Origin of the sequence: uncultured Sphingomonas sp., from assembly GCF_964250165.1 — a bacterium.
GTDB lineage: Bacteria > Pseudomonadota > Alphaproteobacteria > Sphingomonadales > Sphingomonadaceae > Sphingomonas.
The window spans coordinates 42,035-61,015 of sequence record NZ_CAXUEK010000010.1 but is presented as its reverse complement, the minus strand read 5'-3'; the positions used below and the strand labels follow the sequence as shown (position 1 = coordinate 61,015).

The 18,981-nt window shown below is 71.8% G+C and carries 20 protein-coding genes and 2 tRNA genes; 4 read left to right on the top strand and 18 right to left on the bottom strand.

From position 1 onward, the window contains the following. Both ACFE64_RS03790 and ACFE64_RS03785 read left to right on the top strand, forming a co-directional pair. On the top strand, window positions 1-491 hold a 491-nt coding region (locus tag ACFE64_RS03790), incomplete at its 5' end, for a formate dehydrogenase accessory sulfurtransferase FdhD (protein WP_375391116.1). Then, window positions 488-1,117, top strand: coding sequence for a peptidylprolyl isomerase (locus tag ACFE64_RS03785; RefSeq protein ID WP_375391115.1), 630 nt, complete (start codon window positions 488-490; stop codon window positions 1,115-1,117). The genes ACFE64_RS03790 and ACFE64_RS03785, both read left to right, overlap by 4 nt. An 88-nt stretch (window positions 1,118-1,205) precedes the next feature. Here ACFE64_RS03785 and ACFE64_RS03780 read toward each other — a convergent pair. The 3 genes from ACFE64_RS03780 to ACFE64_RS03770 all read right to left on the bottom strand — a co-directional run bounded on the left by ACFE64_RS03780 (window position 1,206) and on the right by ACFE64_RS03770 (window position 3,869). Next, window positions 1,206-1,282: transfer RNA gene (locus tag ACFE64_RS03780), tRNA-Met, on the bottom strand. A gap of 45 nt (window positions 1,283-1,327) precedes the next feature. Next, entirely contained in the window at window positions 1,328-1,855 is a 528-nt protein-coding gene (locus ACFE64_RS03775; protein ID WP_375391123.1) for a 2'-5' RNA ligase family protein, read from the bottom strand. 94 nt (window positions 1,856-1,949) lie between these two features. Continuing rightward, window positions 1,950-3,869 (bottom strand): potassium transporter Kup, encoded by a 1,920-nt coding sequence (locus ACFE64_RS03770; protein ID WP_375391122.1) that lies wholly within the window; start codon window positions 3,867-3,869, stop codon window positions 1,950-1,952. Between the two features lie 142 nt (window positions 3,870-4,011). Between ACFE64_RS03770 and ald the strand changes: the two genes are divergently transcribed. Continuing rightward, on the top strand, window positions 4,012-5,118 hold the full coding sequence (gene ald, locus ACFE64_RS03765; RefSeq protein ID WP_375391114.1) for an alanine dehydrogenase: 1,107 nt from the start codon (window positions 4,012-4,014) through the stop codon (window positions 5,116-5,118). A gap of 38 nt (window positions 5,119-5,156) precedes the next feature. Continuing rightward, window positions 5,157-5,381, top strand: a complete 225-nt coding sequence (locus ACFE64_RS03760; protein ID WP_375391113.1) for a DUF3072 domain-containing protein — start codon at window positions 5,157-5,159, stop codon at window positions 5,379-5,381. A gap of 169 nt (window positions 5,382-5,550) precedes the next feature. Here the strand turns inward: ACFE64_RS03760 and ACFE64_RS03755 are convergent, their stop codons facing one another. The 15 genes from ACFE64_RS03755 to ACFE64_RS03685 all read right to left on the bottom strand — a co-directional run bounded on the left by ACFE64_RS03755 (window position 5,551) and on the right by ACFE64_RS03685 (window position 18,903). Then, the gene (locus ACFE64_RS03755; RefSeq protein ID WP_375391112.1) at window positions 5,551-6,189 is read right to left on the bottom strand and encodes a tetratricopeptide repeat protein; all 639 of its coding nucleotides are present in this window, start codon (window positions 6,187-6,189) and stop codon (window positions 5,551-5,553) included. A gap of 158 nt (window positions 6,190-6,347) precedes the next feature. Continuing rightward, window positions 6,348-7,400 carry a Glu/Leu/Phe/Val dehydrogenase dimerization domain-containing protein gene (locus ACFE64_RS03750; protein WP_375391111.1) on the bottom strand — a complete coding sequence of 351 codons (1,053 nt, stop codon included), beginning with the start codon at window positions 7,398-7,400 and terminating at the stop codon, window positions 6,348-6,350. A gap of 21 nt (window positions 7,401-7,421) precedes the next feature. Next, window positions 7,422-7,498: transfer RNA gene (locus ACFE64_RS03745), tRNA-His, on the bottom strand. Window positions 7,499-7,669: 171 nt separating this feature from the next. Further along, window positions 7,670-8,380: a type II secretion system protein N gene (gene gspN / locus ACFE64_RS03740; RefSeq protein WP_375391110.1), complete on the bottom strand. Its 711-nt coding sequence runs from the start codon at window positions 8,378-8,380 to the stop codon at window positions 7,670-7,672. Next, window positions 8,377-8,853: a type II secretion system protein GspM gene (gene gspM, locus ACFE64_RS03735; RefSeq protein WP_375391109.1), complete on the bottom strand. Its 477-nt coding sequence runs from the start codon at window positions 8,851-8,853 to the stop codon at window positions 8,377-8,379. The genes gspN and gspM overlap by 4 nt, the downstream gene beginning before the upstream one ends. Then, a complete protein-coding gene (gene gspL, locus ACFE64_RS03730; protein ID WP_375391108.1) occupies window positions 8,850-9,926 on the bottom strand; it encodes a type II secretion system protein GspL in 1,077 nt (358 codons plus the stop codon). The genes gspM and gspL overlap by 4 nt, the downstream gene beginning before the upstream one ends. Then, a complete protein-coding gene (gspK, locus tag ACFE64_RS03725; protein WP_375391107.1) occupies window positions 9,923-10,885 on the bottom strand; it encodes a type II secretion system minor pseudopilin GspK in 963 nt (320 codons plus the stop codon). The genes gspL and gspK overlap by 4 nt, the downstream gene beginning before the upstream one ends. Then, the gene (gene gspJ, locus ACFE64_RS03720) at window positions 10,872-11,549 is read right to left on the bottom strand and encodes a type II secretion system minor pseudopilin GspJ (protein ID WP_375391106.1); all 678 of its coding nucleotides are present in this window, start codon (window positions 11,547-11,549) and stop codon (window positions 10,872-10,874) included. Before gspJ ends, gspK begins: the two co-directional genes overlap by 14 nt. Continuing rightward, a complete protein-coding gene (gene gspI / locus ACFE64_RS03715; RefSeq protein WP_375391105.1) occupies window positions 11,546-11,977 on the bottom strand; it encodes a type II secretion system minor pseudopilin GspI in 432 nt (143 codons plus the stop codon). Before gspI ends, gspJ begins: the two co-directional genes overlap by 4 nt. Then, complete coding sequence (locus tag ACFE64_RS03710) at window positions 11,967-12,452, bottom strand: GspH/FimT family pseudopilin (protein WP_375391104.1); 486 nt, start codon at window positions 12,450-12,452, stop codon at window positions 11,967-11,969. The genes gspI and ACFE64_RS03710 overlap by 11 nt, the downstream gene beginning before the upstream one ends. Further along, a complete protein-coding gene (gene gspG, locus ACFE64_RS03705; RefSeq protein ID WP_375391103.1) occupies window positions 12,427-12,867 on the bottom strand; it encodes a type II secretion system major pseudopilin GspG in 441 nt (146 codons plus the stop codon). Before gspG ends, ACFE64_RS03710 begins: the two co-directional genes overlap by 26 nt. 8 nt (window positions 12,868-12,875) lie before the next feature. Then, window positions 12,876-14,102, bottom strand: a complete 1,227-nt coding sequence (gspF, locus tag ACFE64_RS03700; RefSeq protein ID WP_375391102.1) for a type II secretion system inner membrane protein GspF — start codon at window positions 14,100-14,102, stop codon at window positions 12,876-12,878. A gap of 63 nt (window positions 14,103-14,165) precedes the next feature. After that, entirely contained in the window at window positions 14,166-15,713 is a 1,548-nt protein-coding gene (gene gspE / locus ACFE64_RS03695) for a type II secretion system ATPase GspE (protein WP_375391121.1), read from the bottom strand. Between the two features lie 134 nt (window positions 15,714-15,847). Next, window positions 15,848-18,037 (bottom strand): type II secretion system secretin GspD, encoded by a 2,190-nt coding sequence (gspD, locus tag ACFE64_RS03690; RefSeq protein ID WP_375391101.1) that lies wholly within the window; start codon window positions 18,035-18,037, stop codon window positions 15,848-15,850. Continuing rightward, a complete protein-coding gene (locus ACFE64_RS03685) occupies window positions 18,034-18,903 on the bottom strand; it encodes a type II secretion system protein N (RefSeq protein ID WP_375391100.1) in 870 nt (289 codons plus the stop codon). The genes gspD and ACFE64_RS03685 overlap by 4 nt, the downstream gene beginning before the upstream one ends. Window positions 18,904-18,981: the final 78 nt, after the last annotated feature.

Sequence of the window (18,981 nt, the reverse complement as noted above, 5' to 3'; positions counted from 1 at the left end):
GCGGGCTGTGCGGCATCGCCGGGCTGGAGCAGCTGCGCCGGCCGGTCGCGGCCCGATCCCCCGCCCCGCGCGCCGGCCGGCCCGCGCTGTTCGCGGCGCTGGCGTCCGTGCGCGACCACCAGCCGCTCAACCGCGCGACCGGCGCGGCGCACGCGGCGGCGGCCTGCGATGCGGGGGGACGGATCGTCGCGGCGTTCGAGGATGTCGGCCGCCACAATGCGCTCGACAAGCTGATCGGTGCGCTCGCGCTGAGCGGCGCGCGGCCGGACTTCATCCTCGTCACCTCGCGCGTCAGTTTCGAGATGGTCGACAAGGCGCTGGTCGCGGGCGTCGCGATGCTGGTCGGGGTGTCAGCGGCGACTACCCTGGCGCTCGATCATGCCCGCGATCACGGGCTGACGCTGGTCGCCCTGGCGCGCGCCGACGCGATGCTGGCGTTGCACGATCCGCACGGGCATTTTGCGCGCGCCTCGCCGGAGTCCGTCGCATGATTCGCGCCCTCGCCTGCCTCCTCGCCGCCCAGCTGCCCGCGCCCGCGCCGACCCCGACGCCCGTTCCGCTCCCCGCGCCCGCCACGGTGCGGGTGGCGCTCGCGACGTCGGCGGGTCGCATCGTCCTGGAGCTGGAGAAGGAGCGCGCGCCGATCACCACTGCCAATTTCCTGCGCTACGTGGATCAGCACCGGCTCGACGGCGTCACCTTCTATCGCACCGTCAAGGTGCAGCCGGATTTCGGCTTCGTCCAGTTCGGCGTCCAGAACGCTCCCCAACGCGTGCTGCCGCCGATCAGGCACGAGCCGACGACGCTGACCGGCGTCCACCACACCGACGGCGCGATCTCGCTGGCGCGGCTGGCGCCGGGCACGGGTGCCGGCGATTTCACGATCAGCGTCGGCGACCAGCGGCCCTCGCTGGATGCCGATCCGTCTCGGCCGGGCGACAATCTCGGCTATGCCGCCTTCGGCCATGTGGTCGAGGGCATGGAGGTGGTGAAACGCATCCTCGACGCGCCGGTCGCGGCAGGCGGCTTCTTCAAGGGCGAACAGATCGCGGCGCCGGTGGTGGTGACGAGCGCGCGGCGGGTTGCATCGACGGAGGTAAGCCCGATGCGGCAGTGAATGCCGCGTCGTCGGTCCTCGGCGGGCCGAGGCCGGCCGGTCTCGCGCATCTCGTCGCCAGCTACGCTGGCGGCGTGCGCGCTTCGACTGGTAGCGAGGGAGGGACTTGAACCCCCGACCTTGGGATTATGATTCCCCTGCTCTAACCAGCTGAGCTACCCCGCCGCGCCAGTCGAAGGGCGCGGCTATAGGTGCGCGGCGCGCGGACGGTCAAGCGAACATGTGGCGGCTGAGCGGCTCCCACGGACCGCCCCGATACCACCATGTCGCCAGCCCCGCGATCTCGACCGCGCGGGGGCGGAAGCCGCGTTGCAGGTCGGACAGCAGCAGCTTGGCGACGGCCGGCGTCACCTTGTTCTGGATCGTGACGTGCGGCCGCCAGCCGCCCGCGTCCTGCGGGGTCAGCAGGCCCGCGAACGCCTCGGCCAGCCGCGCGCGGATCGCCGTCAGCTCGGGCGCCTCGATCCGGAACGCGACGCCGCGGCCGAGCGACATCAGCCCCGCCGCGCGCGCCTGGGGCGGGGGCACGCCGCGCGTCTCCTCCGCCAGCCGGCGCTTCAGCTCGTCGGCAAGCGAGGGCGGCAGGTGATGGAACAGCGTCAGATGCGCATCGAGCTGGTTGCGCTCGGCCGGGAAATGCTCGCGCCTGAGGCCGTCCAGCCACGCCTGGTCGGCCCGCCCGAACAGCGCGGTCACGATGATCGGCGCGGGGGCTGCCGTCGGCACCGGGCCGGTCATCGCAAGACGGGGCACCGGTGAGCGCCGCGCAGGCAGAACGATTCTGTTCGTTCACGTATGGTCGTTTCTGATCCCGGGGTGCCGCGGCCGTCGCTCAAATTTCGATCTGGCTGCCCAGCTCCACCACGCGGTTGGTCGGCAGGCGGAAGAACTCCATCGCCGTCACCGCGTTGCGCAGCATCCAGGCGAACAGCTTCTCGCGCCAGATCATCATGCCCGGTTTCTCGGACGCGATCAGCGTCTGGCGGGACAGGAAGAAGCTGGTCTCCATCATCTTGATCTTGGCGCCGCACGCGTCGAACGCGGTGAGGCACGCCGGCACGTCCGGGTCCTCCATGAAGCCGTAGCGGAGCACCAGCCGGTGGAAACCGGCGCCGAGATCGTCGTGGTGGAAGCGCTGCTCCTCGGGGACGTGCGGCGTGTCCGTCACCTTCACCGTCAGCAGGATGATGCGCTCGTGCAGCACGCGGTTGTGCTTGAGATTGTGGAGCAAAGCGTGCGGCACGCCGTCCGGCGTCGCCGTCATGAACACCGCCGTCCCGCCGACGCGCGTCGTGGAGGTCGCGGCGGAGCGGATGAAGACCTTGATCGGCATGGCCGACTCGCGCATCCGCTCCAGCATCAGGTGCCGACCCTTCGCCCAGGTGGTCAGCAGGATGAAGGCGATGACCCCCACCAGCAGCGGGAACCAGCCGCCGTCGGGCACCTTGGTCAGGTTCGACGCGAAATAGGCCAGATCGAACAGCAGGAAGCCGGCGATCATCGGCACCGCGAGCGCCTTGTTCCACTTCCACAGCGAGATCAGCACCACCGCCAGCAGGCAGGTGTCGATCAGCATCGCGCCCGTCACGGCGATGCCGTAGGCGGCAGCGAGGTTCGACGAGGTGCGGAAGGCGAGCACCAGCAGGATGACCATGATCATCAGCGCGCGGTTGACGATCGGGATGAAGATCTGACCCGCCGCCTGGCTGGAGGTATGGATGATGCTGAGCCGCGGCACGAAGCCGAGCTGAATCGCCTGCTGCGTGACCGAAAAGGCGCCGGAGATCACCGCCTGACTGGCGATCACCGTCGCTGCCGTCGCCAGCAGCACCAGCGGCAGCCGCAGGATGTCGGGCGCGAGCAGGAAGAAAGGATTGTGGATCGCGTGCGCCGCCGCGGCCGGCGAGAGCTGCAGGATCATCGCACCCTGCCCCAGATAGTTGAGCATGAGCGCCGGCAGCACGAAGAACAGCCAGGAGACGCGGATCGGGTTGCGCCCGAAATGCCCCATATCGGCGTACAGCGCCTCCGCGCCGGTCAACGCCAGCACGACGGAGCCCATGGCGAGAAACGCCGCGCCGCCTTCGTCGATGAAGAAGCGGATCGCATAAAGCGGGTTGAGTGCGACGATCACGCCGGGATCGCTGGCGATGTGCACCAGGCCGAGCACCGACAGCACCACGAAATAGACCAGCATGACCGGGCCGAACAGCAGCCCGACCCTGGCCGTGCCGCGGCTCTGGATCATGAACAGGAAGACGAGGATGCCGATCGCGATCGGCGGCGCCAGCGGCGTGAAGCGCGGATTGACGACGGCCAGGCCCTCGACCGCCGAGAGCACCGACATGGCCGGCGTGATCATGCTGTCACCGTAGAACAGCGCGGTCGCGAACACGCCGAGCAGGATGATGCCCTTGGTCCAGCGTTTGCGTGCGGCCTGCCGGTTGATGAGCGCCAGGAGCGCGAGGCTGCCACCCTCGCCCTTGTTGTCGGCGCGCATGATGATGGTGACGTATTTGATCGTCACGACCACCATCATCGACCAGAAGATCAGACTGAGCACGCCGAGGATGTGGAACCGGTCCGGCGTGAGATGATGATGCCCCGCGAACGTCTCGCGGAAGGCATAGATCGGGCTGGTGCCGATATCGCCGAACACGACGCCGACGGCGCCGACCGCGAGCGTGAGCAATCCGCCCTGGTGTCCCGGCCCGACGGACGCATCATGCTCGGGAGCAGCCACGCCCACCATGTTCGTGGAAAGGGGCGGGTCGCCACCCAGGATGTCGGCGGGCATGGTCGCTGCCAGTTAGCACCCCACATGTTGCGTCGCAACGGGGACACGGGCGCGGACCGCAGCTAAGAGCGCACGCACGTCATCAGGAGCAGTCATAATGCGAGTCGGGGTCCCGAAGGAGATCAAGAACCACGAATACCGTGTCGGGCTGACTCCGGCTTCAGCCGCCGAGCTGGTCGCGGCTGGGCATGCGGTGGTGGTGGAGACCGGCGCGGGGGCGGGCATCGACTTCGCCGACGACGATTATCGCGCGGTCGGCGCGACCATCCTGCCCGATGCGCCGGCGGTGTTCGCGGCCGCCGACATGATCGTGAAGGTCAAGGAGCCGCAGGCGAGCGAGATCGCGCTGCTGGAGCCGCGTCACCTGCTGTTCACCTACCTCCATCTCGCCGCCGACAAGCCGCAGGCGGCGGGGCTGATGGCATCGGGCGCGACCTGCATCGCCTATGAGACGGTCACCGCGCCGGGCGGCGGGCTGCCGCTGCTCAAGCCGATGAGCGAGGTGGCGGGGCGCATGTCGGTGCAGGTCGGCGCGCATTACCTGGAAAAGGAACAGGGCGGTCGCGGCGTGCTGCTCGGCGGCGTGCCCGGCGTGGCGCCCGCCAAGGTGGCGATCCTGGGCGGCGGCATCTCGGGCATCAACGCGGCGCAGATGGCGGTCGGCATGCGCGCGGACGTGACCATCTACGACATCAATATGAGCCGGCTGGCCGAGCTCGACATGTTCTTCTCCAGCCAGATCAAGACCGCCTATGCCAGCAAGGCGGCGATCGCGGCGGCGGTGCGCAACGCCCATCTCGTGATCGGCGCGGTGCTGGTCCCGGGCGCCGCGGCCCCGAAGCTGGTGACGCGCGAGATGGTGGGGACGATGAAGCGCGGCGCGGTGATGGTGGACATCGCCATCGACCAGGGCGGCTGCTTCGAGACCAGCCACGCGACCACTCATCAGGATCCGGTGTTCGAGGTCGACGAAGTGATCCATTACTGCGTGGCGAACATGCCGGGCGCGGTCGCCCGCACCTCCACCTTCGCGCTCAACAACGCGACCCTGCCCTTCGCGCTCAAGCTCGCCGGGGAGGGCGCCGAGGCGGCGATGCGGGGCGACCGGCACCTCGCCGCGGGGCTCAACGTCTACCAGGGCAAGATCGCTTACAAGGCAGTCGCGGAAGATCTAGGCCTGCCGTACGAGGCGTGGAACGGATAAGGAACGGGATGCGTTGTCGGCCGGGAAAGGAGCCTCCCATGGCCGAACCCGAAAATCCCAAGACGCACCCCACTTCCAACGCCGTCAAGGACCCGGACGACTGGACCACCGGCGACGAGGCGATGACCGGCGCGCAGGCGAGTTACCTCAAGACGCTGTCGGAAGAGGCGCACGAGGAGTTCGACGACACGCTGACCAAGGCCGACGCGTCGAAGAAGATCGACGAGCTGCAGGAGAAGACGGGTCGGGGGGCGCATGATTAAAAGCCGCTGGTCGCCAACGTTGATCTGGCCGGTGTGAAGCAATGACGATCGCCTTCCCGGCGGAGGCCGAGGCCCAGTATCGCACCAGCAGCTGAGCCCCGGCCTTCGCCGGGGAGGCGGTTAAAACCAACGGCGCGGGACTTGGGCCCGCGTCGATGAACATAGGATCTTACCGATCTGGCGAGGCGTTCGCCGCCGCCAGGTAGCGGTCGAGCAACGCCAGCCGCACCGCGATATCGCGGCGGTAGCTCGCGCCTTCCGGACTGAGCGCAACCGCGCGCGCCCAGAGCGGCCGGGCGGCGGCGAAGTCACCGGCGCGGATATAGGCGAGACCGAGAAAGAAGGGGGGCGCCGGATGCTCCGGCGAGAGCCGCATCGCCTGGCGAAAGGCGAACAGCGCCGGCGGCGAAACCCGGCCGCCGTCATGCGCGGCGAGCGCATCGCCGAGCCCCGTCCACAGCAGCACGCTGTTGGGGACCTTGCGGATGCCGCCCAGGATCGCCTGCACCTGCAGCCGCGGCTCGCCCGCGCGTTGCATCGCGTCGGCGGCGGCGAGATACGCCCAGTCGAGCGTGAACCGACCGAGCATCCGGTCGCGCAGATCGATGAGGCCGAGGTCGACCGGCGCCACGGTCGCCTCGGGCCGGGCCGCCTGGCCAGCGAGTGCCGGTCGTCCCTGCAGCGTATAGCCGATCGCGCCCAGCATCAGCGCCGCGCCGATCAGCGACCAGAGCGGCCGCGCGACGCCGAACCGCGCCAGCGCTGCGAAGGCTGCGAGGCCGATCAGGGCGAGAGCCAGATAGCCCATCAGGTTGAGATCGGAGGCATATGGCGCTGTTAGCGGGTGGCCCCTTCCCCGTCATCCTCGCTTACAGGTGAGGACGGGAGAGCGACGCCGCGCCGGTCGCAGCGGCGCCAAGCGAGCCGGGCTGGCGCGCCGGAAGCCGGAGGTTGCGGCCCTCGCGCTCAGCCGCGCCCAATCAACCTTTTGGCGATCGCGTCCGCGACGGTCGAGGCCGGCTCCCCGGTGCGCGCGCTCTCGTCCCAGATCTCGTCGAGGCGCGCCGGGATGCGGGCGATGCGCGCCTTCACCTCGGCCTCGTCGCCCTGCCCCAGATACTCCAGCCCGACATTGATGATGCCGCCCGCGTTGATGACATAGTCCGGCGCGTAGACAATGCCTTTGGCGTGGAGCCGCCAGCCGTCCTCCGTGGTGGCGAGCTGGTTGTTGGCACCGCCGGCCACCGCCTTCGCCTTCAGCGCGCCGATCGACCGCTCGGTCAGGATCGCGCCGAGCGCATTGGGGCTGACGATGTCAGCCTCGACGCCCAGGATCGCGTCGGCGCTGATCGCGGTGGCGCCGAGTTCGTCGGCCAGGGCGGCCGCCCGGCCCGCATCGACATCGGCCAGCGTCAGCACCGCGCCGTCGGCCGCGAGCAGCCGCGCCAGGCCGCCGCCGACCGATCCGACGCCCTGGATCGCGACCCGCACGCCGCGCATCGCGTCGGTCCCGAGTGCGCGCTTCGCCGCCGCCCTGACGCCCAGATACACGCCGAGCGAGGTATACGGCCCGGGATCACCGCCCGCCGCGCCCTCCGCGACCGGCAGGCCGGAAACATAGCGCGTCTGGCCGGCGATGACCTTCATCCGTGCCTCGGACATGCCGACATCCTCGGCCGTCACGTAGCGCCCGCCCAGCGCCTCCACGGCGCGGCCGAACGCGCGCAGCTGCGCGTCGTCGATCGTCGCACCGGGCCGGTCGGCGAGCACCACGCCCTTGCCGCCGCCGAGCGCCAGTCCGGCCATCGCGTTCTTGAAGCTCATGCCGCGCGACAGGCGCAGCGCGTCCGTGATCGCGCCCTCGCCGCTCGCATAATGCCAGAAGCGCACGCCGCCCGCCGCCGGCCCGAGCGCGGTCGAGTGGATCGCGATCACGGCGCGCAGGCCCGAGGCCGGATCGGTGAAGAGGTGCACGCCCTCGTGGTCGTCGAAATCGGGAAGGCCCCAACCGGCGGTCATCGATTCTCTCGCTGTAGGAAATGGGGCGACCGACGGGACTTGAACCCGCGACCCTCGGTACCACAAACCGATGCTCTAACCAACTGAGCTACGATCGCCGCGATGGATGCTGGCCCTACAGGCGCGACGGATAGCGCGCAAGGCGCAGACGACATGTGTGCAGAGCAGCTGCACACAAGACCGGCAAGCGCGGCCGGCGTCGGCGCGCCGACGACCGACGACGCGGCTTTGCCGCGGCGCTGCCCTGTCGGGGCGCGAGGCCGCTGGCGTCAGAAGCGACCTTCCACCCCGAGCCGATAACCGTCGGCGCCGCCGATGAACCCGGCCGCCTCCAGCTTCGGCACCGTCGCCGGGTCCGGGTTGCGCAGCGCGAACTCGACCCGGTAGCGGCCGTCGCCGGTCACCCGCAGGGTCGCGGCTTCCGTCCCCGCCTGGCTGGTGAGCGGCAGCAGCAGCGCCCCCGCATCGCAGCGCGCGGGGCCGCTCAGCGTCGGCGGCAGCGTCACGCCGCCGGCCGCCCCCGCCAGCGTCGCGCGCACCCGGCCCTCCGCGCGCTCGCACTGACCGTCGCGGAAACGGACGGTCGCCGCGTCGAGATCGAGTGCGGTGACGGGCAGCGGCGCGAACAGCTGGCCGGTCAGCAGGCTCGCGGTCATGCCGTCGATCCCCATCCCGTGACGGCTGACCGTCACCGCGCCGTGCAGCGGCCGCTCGCCGCCGCCGGCCAGCTCCAGCCGCGCGCGGCCCAGCAGCAGCGGCCAGAAGGCGAGCCGCGCGCCGACATCGCCCAGCGCCACTGCGCCGAACCGCGCCTCCACCAGCCGCCCGCCCCACAGGCTGCCCTCCACCTGTCGCGCGGTCAGCCCCGCATCGTCCAGCCCGGTGAGGCCCAGCGCCGCGCGCAGCGGCACGAACAGCAGCAGCGCCGCCGCGAGCAGCGCCCCGAACAGCGCCCGCCGGCCGGTGGCGAGCCGGATCATGCGCCCCGCGCCTTCAGCGTCACCTGCACGCCCACCGTGCGATCGCCATTGTCGGTCAGCGTCGCGCCGTCGACCAGGATACCGGCGAGCTCCAGCCGGGCCAGCCAGCGGAGCAGCGCCGCCGGCTTGGCCGATGCGATGCCGACCCGCACCCGATCGGCGCCTTCCTCGGTCAGGCTGGCGACCGTGAAGCCCGCGTCGGCGGCGCGCGCGCGCACGGCGTCGGCGAAGCGGCCGGTGAGCGGCGGTGGCCGGTCCCGCTCTGCCCCCCGGATCGCGGCGACCTGCGCCTCGGTCGCGCCCAGCCGCTCGACCGCGTCGGCATAGCGGCTGCGTTCGCCCGACAGCGCATCGCCGACCGGGTTGATGACGCCGTACCAGACCAGCGTCAGCGCCAGCAACGCGAGCATGACCAGGATCAGCCGCTTCTCGCGCAAGGCGCGGCCGTCGAACCAGGCGCGGATCGAGCTCACGGGGCCTTCACCGTCATCTCGCCCGTGACCCGGCCGCCCACGGCGGTGAACACGCCCGCGGTGACGGTGAAGCCGGCGCGCTCGATCGCGCGTTTCAGGTCGGTCGGCAGCGATTCGCGCGCGGCGGCGACCGACAGGCGCAGATCGCCGGTCGGCGTGAAATCGAGCGCGGTCACCTCGGTGCCCGGCGTCGCCTGCACCGCCGCGAAGACCGCGGCAGCCATGCCGGTGAAGCCCAGCCCGGGCCCGCGCACCGCGCCCAGCCGCTCGACGAGCTGGCGATCCGCATCGGTGACCGTCTCGCCATGCGGCAGCCCGGTGGCGGCGAGCTCGGCGGCACGGCGCTCCAGCCCGTCGGCGGCGAGCGCGTAGCGGGCGATGCGGACCAGATTGATCGCCAGCGTGACGCCGAGCACGAGCAGCGCCAGCACGGCCAGCCGGCGGATCAGCGCCCAGTCCAGCCCCGCGCGCCGACGCCGCGCGAACGGTCCCTGCCGCAGGTCGAGCGCCGGCGCGGCGACGGCGGCGACGAGCGCGCGATCCACCTCGTCGCGCGCCAGCGTCCGCGGCGCGGCGCCGCCGGTCACCAGCTCGGTCAGCCGCGCCTCGTCGGCGAAGCCGCTCGTCGTGCCGCGCACCACCCCTGCCCCCGCCAGCTCGGCGCGGACATAGCCCTCCGCCGGCCGCGGCAGCAGCAGCGGCTCGGGCACGATCGCATCGGGATCGACCCCCACCGCCGCCAGCGTGGCCAGCCAGCCGCGCATCGCCTCCGCGCCCACCACCGCGATCGGCCGCTCCTCGTCGCCCTCGTCACCGACCGCGACGTGCAGCTCGCCGCCGGGCGCGGCGCTCGCCTCGGCGACCAGGATGCGCGCGGCGGCCACCGCCTGCGCCGGGCTGCGCGCGGGCAGCGTCGCCCAGTGCAGCGTCACCGCGTCCGCGGGCGGCACCGCCACCACCGGCTGGTCGTCCGGCGGCGGCAGGCCATCGCCCTCGGACTGCACGGTGTCGCCATCCACCCGCACCCAGCGGTAACGGGCGTCATGGCCGGGCAGGAACAGGAGCGTGGTCACAGGTCCTCGCCCCATTGCCGCGCCACGAGCCGCGCGGGAAGGGCCGTCGCGTCGATCAATGCGCGTTCGGTCACCACCGTGCGCCCGACCGTCACGTCGATGCGCAGCGTGAACCATCGGGAGAGCACGCCCGCGCCGCCGCCGCCGCTGCTGTTCGCCGCCGTCCAGAAGCCGCCGGCGTCCGCCCACCCCTCCGCCGGGCGCTTGCGCAGGGCGACCTGCGCGGCATCGACCGTCAGCGTCTCCGGGCCGAGCGCGGCCAGCAGCGGCGCCTGTTCGGGCGCGAGCGTATCGATGTTGATCGGCGCAGGCGCGGCGACCGGCAGCGCGCACAGCCAGGGGCGCAGCCGCGCATACAGCTCCGGCGTCATGCCGGCGACCGCGCGCAGCTCGCTCGGGTCCGTCATCAGCGTGCCGGCAGTGCGGTAGGCGGGTTGCTGACCGAGATAGGCTGCGTCCTCCGCGCCGTTCGCCTGCACGTCCTGGTCGGTGTCGATCCAGTCGGACGCACCCGCCGCCACCTGCTCCGCCACCGCGGCAGGCACGCCGAGCAGCCGCATCAGCCGCGCGAAGATGAAGCGCTGCGATCCCTGACTGGCGTAGACGCCGGGCGCCACCTGGGTCACCAGCCCGTTGAGATTGAAGCAGTTGGCCCCGTCCGTCACCCGCGCCACCGCTTCACCGCCCGGCAGCGGCAGGGGGAAGGGATGACCGCTCCAGTCGCCGGCCAGCGTCACGCGCGGCGGGTTGGGGCCAAGCAGCTGATCGACCTTGGCGAGCGCCAGCGCCTCCGCGGCCTCCGCATAGCTGCGCGCCTGTTCGGCCTGCACGGCGTTGCCCGACAGGCGCGTGGCGAGCCGCAGCTTCTCCAGCGACGCCGCGGCCATCACCGCGATCGCGGCGACCAGCAGCAGCACGGTGAGCAGCGCCGCGCCGCGCTCGCGCTCAGCCGGTCGCACGGGTCGCCGCCGACGTGGGCGCCGCGCCCGGCGTGGGCGTGGGGACGGGCAGCGGCGCATAGCCGCTGCCGACCAGGAACAGCTGGCGGTATTCGACGCCCGTGTCGCGCTGCACGCGCAGCTCCAGCGCCTGCGGGAGCGCGATGCCGCCGCCGCCGTCCCACCGCGCGCTCCACGCGCCGCGGAACCGGTAGCGCAGCGCGATCCGGCGGACATGATCGAGCAGCGGCGCGGGCGGCAGCGCCTCGGCGCCGTCCAGCCGCGGCCAGCTGAGCCGCTCCAAGGTTGCGCCGTTCAGGCGATACGCGACCTTCTGCGCACCCGGCCGGGGCTCGGCATCGAGATTGGTCCAGCCGCCGCGCACGAAGCGGAGCAGCGGCTGCGCCTCGCCGCCCGCCTCGCCGACAAAGGCCGGGAGGGGCGCTCCCGCCTCGTCGCGGGTGGCGCGCGCCTGCGCCTGCGCGAGATCGGCGGCGAGGATGGCGAGCGTGCGATCGAGCGCCGCCAGATCGTCCAGCTTCCTGCCGGACGCCGCCTGCGCGCGCACGCTGAACGAGAGCAGCGCGACGCCGGCGCTCGCCAGGATGGCGAAGATCATGAGGGCGACGAGCACCTCGACCAGCGTGAAGCCGGCCTCCGTCCGGTCGATGTCGGCGCGGTTCACGACCGCGGCTCGGGGGTCGCCGGACGGACCATCGTCGCCCGGCCCAGCACCTGGCCGTCCGGCCCCTGCACCGCGACATCGATGCGCACGATCCGCACGTCGCCGGTCGGCGTCACCGCCCGCGTCCAGCGCCAGACGCGACCGCCATTCGCCTCGGCGCCGGCGGTCTGGCCGGCGGCGGGGGCGCGCGCCTGCGTCACGGCGTCGAGCGCGACGTTGCGCGCGACCATGCTGGCGACCAGCGTGCGATCGAGCACCGCCGCGCCGCGGACGCTGGCGCTCTCCAGCCGGATCAGCGCCAGCGCCGCGAGGCTGAACACGGCCAGCGCGACGAGGATCTCCAGGAGCGTGAAGCCGCCTTCCCGCACGTCCCCCGTGCGGGAGGGCGCCCCGGCGAAGGCCGGGGCCCGTGCGGCGTCATTGCGCATCGGCGCGCACGCTCCCGTCGGCGCCGATCCGGACCAGCATCGCCCGATCGCCGAGCGCGAGGCGGATGTCGGCGGGTCGGTCCGGCAGCCCGGTGGGATCGTAGGTGACGCGCACCCGTCCGGCCGGCGCGTCGACCGCAGCGCGCGCGCCTGCCGTCCATCGCTCGACCCGAAACGGCTTGTCGGCTTCGGGCGTCCAGCGGCCGGCGACCCGCCGGTCGAAACCATAGCCGCCGGGCGTCACCCACACGCTCATCGGCTGCGCCGCCACCACCGCCTCGTCGCGCGCCGCCTTGACGCGGGCGGCGAAGCGCAGCGCGTCGTCACGTACCTTGCCGCGCGGGTCCGGCATCGCCCACACCACCGCCGCGGACATCAGCGCGATGATCGTGATCGTCACCATCAGCTCGACGAGCGTGAAGCCGTGTTCGGGCGCGGGCGAGCCGCCCTTATTGCCAGGAGGTGATGTCGGCATCCGGACCCACGCCGCCTTCCTTGCCGTCGCGGCCATAGCTCCACACGTCGAACTCGCCGTGGCGGCCCGGCGAGGCATAGAGATAGGGCCGGCTCCAGGGGTCGTTCTCCAGCTTCTTGATGTAGCCGCCCGGCTGGTAGCGGGCGGCGTCGACGCCCTGCGGTGCGGTGCGGAGCGCCTCGAGCCCCTGCGCAGTGGTCGGATAGCTGTCGAGCTGGAGGCGATAGGTTTCCAGCGCCCCCTCGATCGTCGAGATGTCGGCTTTGGCGCGCACCTGCTTCGCCTTGTCGCCCGACGGCAGCACGTTGATGACGACGATCGTCGCGAGCAGGCCGATGATGACGATCACGACCATCAGCTCCACCAGCGTGAAGCCGTGTTCGGCGCGGCGCTTGTTTTTTACTTCGAGACGCATGAACGACCTCATTGCCCTGCCAGCGTATCGAGCTGAAGGATCGGCAGCAGGATAGATAGCACGATCGTCGCGACGATACCGCCCATCAGCACGATGATCGCCGGTTCCAGCAGCGACAAGGCGGTGGCGGTGAAGCGATCGAACTCGCGCTCCAGATAATCCGCGGCCCGCTCCAGCATCTCGTCCAGCCGCCCCGCGGCCTCGCCCGAGGCGGCGAGATAGGTTAGCAGCGGCGGGAACACGCCGGCGCGACGCATCGCGGCGGACAGCGAGCCGCCCTTGCGGATCGCGTCGGTGATCTCGTCCGACGCGACGCGCAGCCGGCGGTTGTGGATCGTCCCCGCGGTCAGCTGCAGTCCTTCGAGCAGCGGCAGCCGGCTCGCCACCATGGTCGAGAGGGTGCGCGCCATGCGCGCGGCGTGGAGGTCGCGCAGCAGCCGCCCGAGCAGCGGCAGGCGCAGCAGCCGCGTATCCGCCGCGAGCCGCAACGCGGGGTTCTTCAGCGCCTGCCACGACCCCGCTACCACCGCCACGACGATCGCCAGCAGCAGCCACCAATAGCCGACCAGGAAGCTCGACAGGCCGATCACCGCGCGGGTGAGGAAGGGCAGCTGCTGCCCCACCGTATCGAACTGCTCGACCACCTGCGGCACGACGAACATCATCAGCGCCGTCACCACCACCATCGCGACCCCGGCGAGGATGATCGGATAGGCGAGCGCGGTCAGCAGCTTGCCGCGAATCTCCGCCTGTCGTTCCAGCAGCGCCGCGAGCCGGTCGAGGATCGTCGGCAGCGAGCCCGAACTCTCGCCGGCCGACACCATCGCGCGATAGAGCAGCGGGAAGCTCTTCGGCTCGCGCGCCATCGCGTCGGCGAGGCGGCGGCCCTCGACGACGCCCGCATGAACGACGGCGACGATCTGGCGCACGCCCTCCTGCTCGGTCTGGCGGGTGATGGTGCGCAGCGACTCCTCCAGCGGCGAGACGCGGTTGAGCGTCGCGAGCTGGCGGGTGAAGAGCGTCAGCTGCTTGGTGCGCATCCGCGGCCGCCCGAGCTGGAGGCCGAACAGCGCAGGGCGCGCGGCGGGCGGCGGCGCGGACCCGGGCTCGAGACGCACGATGTAGAGCCGCTGCCGGTCGAGCCGGGCGCGCGCGGCGTCGAGGCTGTCGGCGGCGACATGCCCGCGCCGCTCGGCGCCGCGGGTGTCGATGGCGAGATAGTCGAAGTCAGGCATACCTGAATCCTCCCCGGGACGGGGAGGTGGCGCGCGCGAAGCGCGTGACGGAGGGGGCCCCGATCAACGTGGTGAACCCGGTTCGAGGCTCCCTCCACCACTCGCCCAGGGGGGCGAGCGGTCCCCCTCCCCGTCCCGGGGAGGATTGGAGACCGCCTCATCCACCGCATCCCGCCGCGACACCCGCACGGCTTCCTCCGGGGTCGTCACGCCGTCTGCCACCAGCCGGCGCGCCGCGCTCGCCAGCGTGTCGCCGCGCTGGAAGGCGTGGGCGGTGATCGCGGTTTCGTCGGCACCCTCGTTGATGAGGCGGCGGATCGTCTCGTCCACCCGCACTGCCTCGAACACCCCGACGCGGCCCTTGTAGCCGGTGTGGTTGCATCGGTCGCAGCCGACCGGCTCCCATACCCGCGCGTCGGCCGCGATGCCGAGCAGCGGCGCGGGGGTGTCGCCGGCGCGCACCGGACGGCGGCAGGTGGGGCACAGCCGGCGCACCAGCCGCTGCGCGATCACCGCGCGCAGGGTGGAGGCGAGCAGGAACGGCTCGACGCGCATGTCGCGCATCCGCGTGATCGCGCCGACCGCATCGTTGGTGTGGACAGTGGAGAGCACCAGATGGCCGGTCAACGACGCCTGCACCGCGATCTCGGCGGTCTCGCGGTCGCGGATCTCGCCGACCATCACGGTGTCCGGGTCCTGGCGCAGGATGGCGCGCAGCCCGGCGGCAAAGGTCAGCCCGACCTTCGGATTGACCTGCGTCTGCCCGACCCCGTCGACCGCATATTCGACCGGGTCCTCCACCGTCAGGATGTTGCGCGAGCCGTCGTTCAGACCACGCAGCGCCGCGTAGAGCGTCGTCGTCTTGCCCGAACCGGTCGGGCCGGTGACGAGGAGGATGCCGTTGGGCTCCGCCAGTGCCTCGGTCAGCAGCCGCAGCATGGCGGGCGCCATGCCCAGCGCGGGCAGATCGATGCCAGCATTGTCCTTGTCGAGGATGCGCAGCACCACGCGCTCGCCGGCGCGGCTGGGCAAGGTCGAGACGCGCACGTCGAGGAGCTTGCCGCCCAGCGTCAGCCCCATGCGCCCGTCCTGCGGCACGCGCCGCTCGGCGATGTCGAGCCGGGCCATGACCTTGATGCGGCTGACCACCACGGGTGCGACGTGGGGCGGCATCCTGAGCGTCTCGCGCAGCACCCCGTCGATCCGCATGCGGACGATGAGGCCGGTATCGTATGGCTCGATATGGATGTCGGACACGCCGTTGCGCGCGGCGTCCGCGATGATGCCGTTGATGAGGCGGATGGCGGGCGCGTCGTCGGCGGTGTCGAGCAGGTCCTCGGCGGTGGGCAACCCCTCGGCCAGGCTGTCGAGCTCGTCGCCCATGCCGACCGCTGCCATCGCCGTCGCCTGCCCGTCCATGGCATAGGCGTCGGAGAGCAGCCGATCGAAGGCGGGCGGCGCGACCACGGTGATGTCGAAAGGCCGGCCGAGCACCCGGCGCACTTCGATCAGCGCCTTGGGATCGGCCCCGTCGCGCAGCACGACGGTGAGATGCTCGGCTGCGCCGGGATCGACGAGGACGCCGTATTTGCGCGCGAAGGCGTAGGGCAGCGGAACGATGGGGCCCGCCTCTCCCCTCGCGCTTGCGGGAAGGGGCGGAGGCGGCGAGGTGAGCGACAGCACCTGGTGGAGCACCCCCTCCCCCAGCCCTGCCGGAGCGCGGGCGGGGAACAGCTCGGCCCCGCTCACCGCTTCTTGCCCGGCAGCGCCCGCTGGGTCGGCACGCCGACGCGCGGGTCGTCGATGTTGCCGGGCAGCGGCGCGGGCGGGATCGGCGGCGCGGCGCCGAGATAGTCGCGCACCAGCTGATCGACGGTCGGCTCCTCGCCCGGATTCTGCTGCGCATCCTGAAGGCGCAGATAGCCGTAGCGCCGCTCGGCCAGCCGGCGGCCGTCCTCGGCGGTGCGCAGGATGGTGGGGCGGATGAAGATCATCAGGTTGGTCTTGTTGCGGGTCCGCGCCTTGGACTTGAAGAAGTTACCGATCAGTGGAAGGTCGCCCAGCAGCGGGATCTTCTCGATCGTCCGCCGCTCCTCGTCGGAAAGCAGGCCGCCGATGACGCCGATCGCGCCGTCGTCGAGCGTCAGCGTGGTCTCGACCTCGCGCTTGTTGAGGATCAGGTCCGAATTGTCGCTCGCCACCGGCCCGGCGATGGAGCTGACCTGGAGGTGCAGGTTGAGCTTGATCGTGCCCGACGAGTTCACCTGCGGCTTCACGTCCAGCCCGATGCCGACATTCTCGCGCTGGGTGGTGCGGAAGGCGTTGTCGAAATTGGTCGACAGCGCCTGACCGGTGGTGATCGGCACCTCCTGCCCGACCAGGCTGTGCGCCTCCTGATTGTCCAGCGTGACGATGTGCGGGACCTGCAGCAGGTTGGAGGTGGTGTCGCTCTTCACCGCGTTGATGATCGACGCGAAGATGGTGTCGCCGATCTTGCCGCCGAAGCCCGCGATGCCGCCGGACGTGCCCAGGATCGAGCTGATCGCGGATTGCGCGAGCTGGTTGGACACGGTCAGGTCGGAGCCGGTGGTGACCACGCCGTTGCTGACGGTGGTCGTCGTGGTCGCCAGCTGGCGCGCCCCGATTGCGCCCGCGATCTGGAGGATGTTGGGCGCGGAATTGGTGAAGGTAGACGCCGCGAACGCCCCGCCCGACGGGTTGGCGAGCAGGAACTGCGCGCCGAGCCGGTTGACGGTGGCGTCCGAGACCTCGGCGACGATCGCCTCCACCACCACCTGCTCGCGGCGGGTGTCGAGCTGGCGCACGACCTCCGCGAGCTGGCGCTGGATCTCGGCCGGAGCGGCGATGACGATCGCGTTGGCGCCGGTGAAGCGCGTCACCACCGCCGCGGTGCGGCCGCCCTGGGTCGTGAGCGCGGCCTGCCCGGAGCCGCCGCCGCCGGTCGACGCCGGCGTGACGGTCTGGATCGGCGCGGACGCGATCTGGCCGCCGCCGCCGGACGAGTTGCCGGCGCCGGACGACGTGCTGCCGAAATTGGCGCGGCTGAGCGGCGTTCGGCTCGGCTGGTCCGGCGTCTGGCCGACGAGCTGCTGGAGCACCGGCAGCAGCTGCTCGGCGTCCGCATTCTCCAGGAACACCACCTTGATCTCGGTGCCGTTCTTCGCCTGCGTGTCGAGCCGCTGCGCGATCTCGGCAAGCCGCGAGACGGTGGCGGGATCGCCGCGGATCGCGACCGAGTTGGAGCCCTCGACCGCGACGACCGAGACACCCGCGCCGGGCGTCACGCCGCCGCCACCCGCCGTGCCGGCCCCGCTCAGCGACTGCAGCGCGGCGGCGACCTCGCGCGCGCTGGCGTTGCGCAGCGGCACGACGCGGGTGGAGGCGCTGTCCAGATCGACGCGGCGCAGCACCTCGCGGACGCGGCGGACATTGTCGGCGAAGTCGACGATCACCAGGCTGTTGCCCGCCCGGTTGGCGCTGACCGAGCCCTGTTGCGAGACGAGCGGCCGCACCGTGTCCAGCGCCGACTGCGCGTCGACCTGGCGCAGCCGCACGATCTCGGTCACGAAGCTGTTGCGGTTGGCGCCCGCCGACCCGACCCGGCTCGGCTGCTGCGCGGCGTTGTCGATCGGCTGGACGCGAAACGCGCCGTTGCCGGTCGGCACCGCGACGAGGCCGTTCGATCGCAACGTGGAGAGGAATATCTCGAAATATTGAGATTGCGACAGCGGGTGATCGGTCACGACCGTCACCTTGCCCTGCACACGGCTGTCGATGATGAAGGTCCGCCCCGTCACCTTCGCCGCATCGGCGATGAAGGCGCGGATATCGGCATCGCGAACGTTGAGCGTCGTCTGAGCGAGCGCGGCCGACGCGAGCAGCGCGGCGAGCGGCAGGACGAGGAGCTTCCTCATCGGCCGGGCGCGACGGTCAGCGCGAGCGGCACCGTCTGGCCGCCGCGCTCGACGACCAGCGGGATGTTGCCGCCGGCCCGGAAATCGGCGGCGATGCGATCGACGTCGTCGGCGCCCGTTACCGGCCGGCCGGCGATCGAGGTGACCACGTCGCCCTCGCGCAGCCCCGCCTGGCGGAACAGCGCGCCCGAACCCTGCGAGCGGACGACCAGACCCGAGACGCGGCCGCCGTCAATCCGGGGGATGAAGCCGATCTCCTGGCGGATCTGGCCGATGCCGACGCCGCCCGTGGCGGTTCCGGCCGGCGGCGCGACGGGGGCGGGCGCGCCGGGCACGGGCGGGAGGGAAGTGCCGGGCGAAGGCGGCACGCCGGGTATGGCCGAGGGCGCCCCCTTGGATTGGTCGATGAACAGGTCCTCCTCGGCGCCGCCGCGATCAAGCGTGATATGATCGAACGCGACCGCCTTCAGCCGCACGCCGGGCGCGAGCTCCTCACCGACCGCCACGCTTTTCTGCAGGCCGTCCGGCCCCGCGACGATGGCCGAACCGCCGCCCTGGGCCTCGTCCATCCGCGTGCCGAACAGCGTCAGCTGGAGCGAGGTGACGGTGGCGGGCGCGTCCGCGTCGCCCTCCAGCCGGAAGAAGGGATCGAAGGAGGCGAGCGCGTCCGCGGCCACCCCGGCGACGACCGGCGCGGCGGGCCGCCAGTCGCCCAGCGGCCCGACCGGGGTGACCACGGTCCAGACCAGCCGCGCCGTCTGCACCGCCAGGACGGCGAGCAGCAGCAGCTCCAGCCCGGAGTAGAAGGTGACGACCGGCACCCGCCGCAGCAGGCGGCGCGCACGCCCGTCCATGAACAACCGCATGCCCGTCCTTGCCCGTGCCCGCTCGCCACGAGCAAGCCCCTTATCGGGCTCCGCGTCAAGGACCTGACGACGTTCGGC

Bases quoted from the DNA above. Each gene is read 5' to 3' on its own strand.
- gspN (WP_375391110.1), bottom strand. From the start codon at position 8,380: ATGATCCGGCTCGCCACCGGCCGGCGGGCGCTGTTCGGGGCGCTGCTC.
- ACFE64_RS03750 (WP_375391111.1), bottom strand. From the start codon at position 7,400: ATGACCGCCGGTTGGGGCCTTCCCGATTTCGACGACCACGAGGGCGTG.
- ACFE64_RS03770 (WP_375391122.1), bottom strand. From the start codon at position 3,869: ATGGTGGGCGTGGCTGCTCCCGAGCATGATGCGTCCGTCGGGCCGGGA.
- ACFE64_RS03685 (WP_375391100.1), bottom strand. From the start codon at position 18,903: ATGCGGTTGTTCATGGACGGGCGTGCGCGCCGCCTGCTGCGGCGGGTG.
- ACFE64_RS03760 (WP_375391113.1), top strand. From the start codon at position 5,157: ATGGCCGAACCCGAAAATCCCAAGACGCACCCCACTTCCAACGCCGTC.
- ACFE64_RS03755 (WP_375391112.1), bottom strand. From the start codon at position 6,189: ATGGGCTATCTGGCTCTCGCCCTGATCGGCCTCGCAGCCTTCGCAGCG.
- ACFE64_RS03775 (WP_375391123.1), bottom strand. From the start codon at position 1,855: ATGACCGGCCCGGTGCCGACGGCAGCCCCCGCGCCGATCATCGTGACC.
- ACFE64_RS03785 (WP_375391115.1), top strand. From the start codon at position 488: ATGATTCGCGCCCTCGCCTGCCTCCTCGCCGCCCAGCTGCCCGCGCCC.
- ald (WP_375391114.1), top strand. From the start codon at position 4,012: ATGCGAGTCGGGGTCCCGAAGGAGATCAAGAACCACGAATACCGTGTC.
- gspG (WP_375391103.1), bottom strand. From the start codon at position 12,867: ATGCGTCTCGAAGTAAAAAACAAGCGCCGCGCCGAACACGGCTTCACG.
- gspD (WP_375391101.1), bottom strand. From the start codon at position 18,037: ATGAGGAAGCTCCTCGTCCTGCCGCTCGCCGCGCTGCTCGCGTCGGCC.
- gspF (WP_375391102.1), bottom strand. From the start codon at position 14,102: ATGCCTGACTTCGACTATCTCGCCATCGACACCCGCGGCGCCGAGCGG.
- gspI (WP_375391105.1), bottom strand. From the start codon at position 11,977: ATGCGCAATGACGCCGCACGGGCCCCGGCCTTCGCCGGGGCGCCCTCC.
- ACFE64_RS03710 (WP_375391104.1), bottom strand. From the start codon at position 12,452: ATGCCGACATCACCTCCTGGCAATAAGGGCGGCTCGCCCGCGCCCGAA.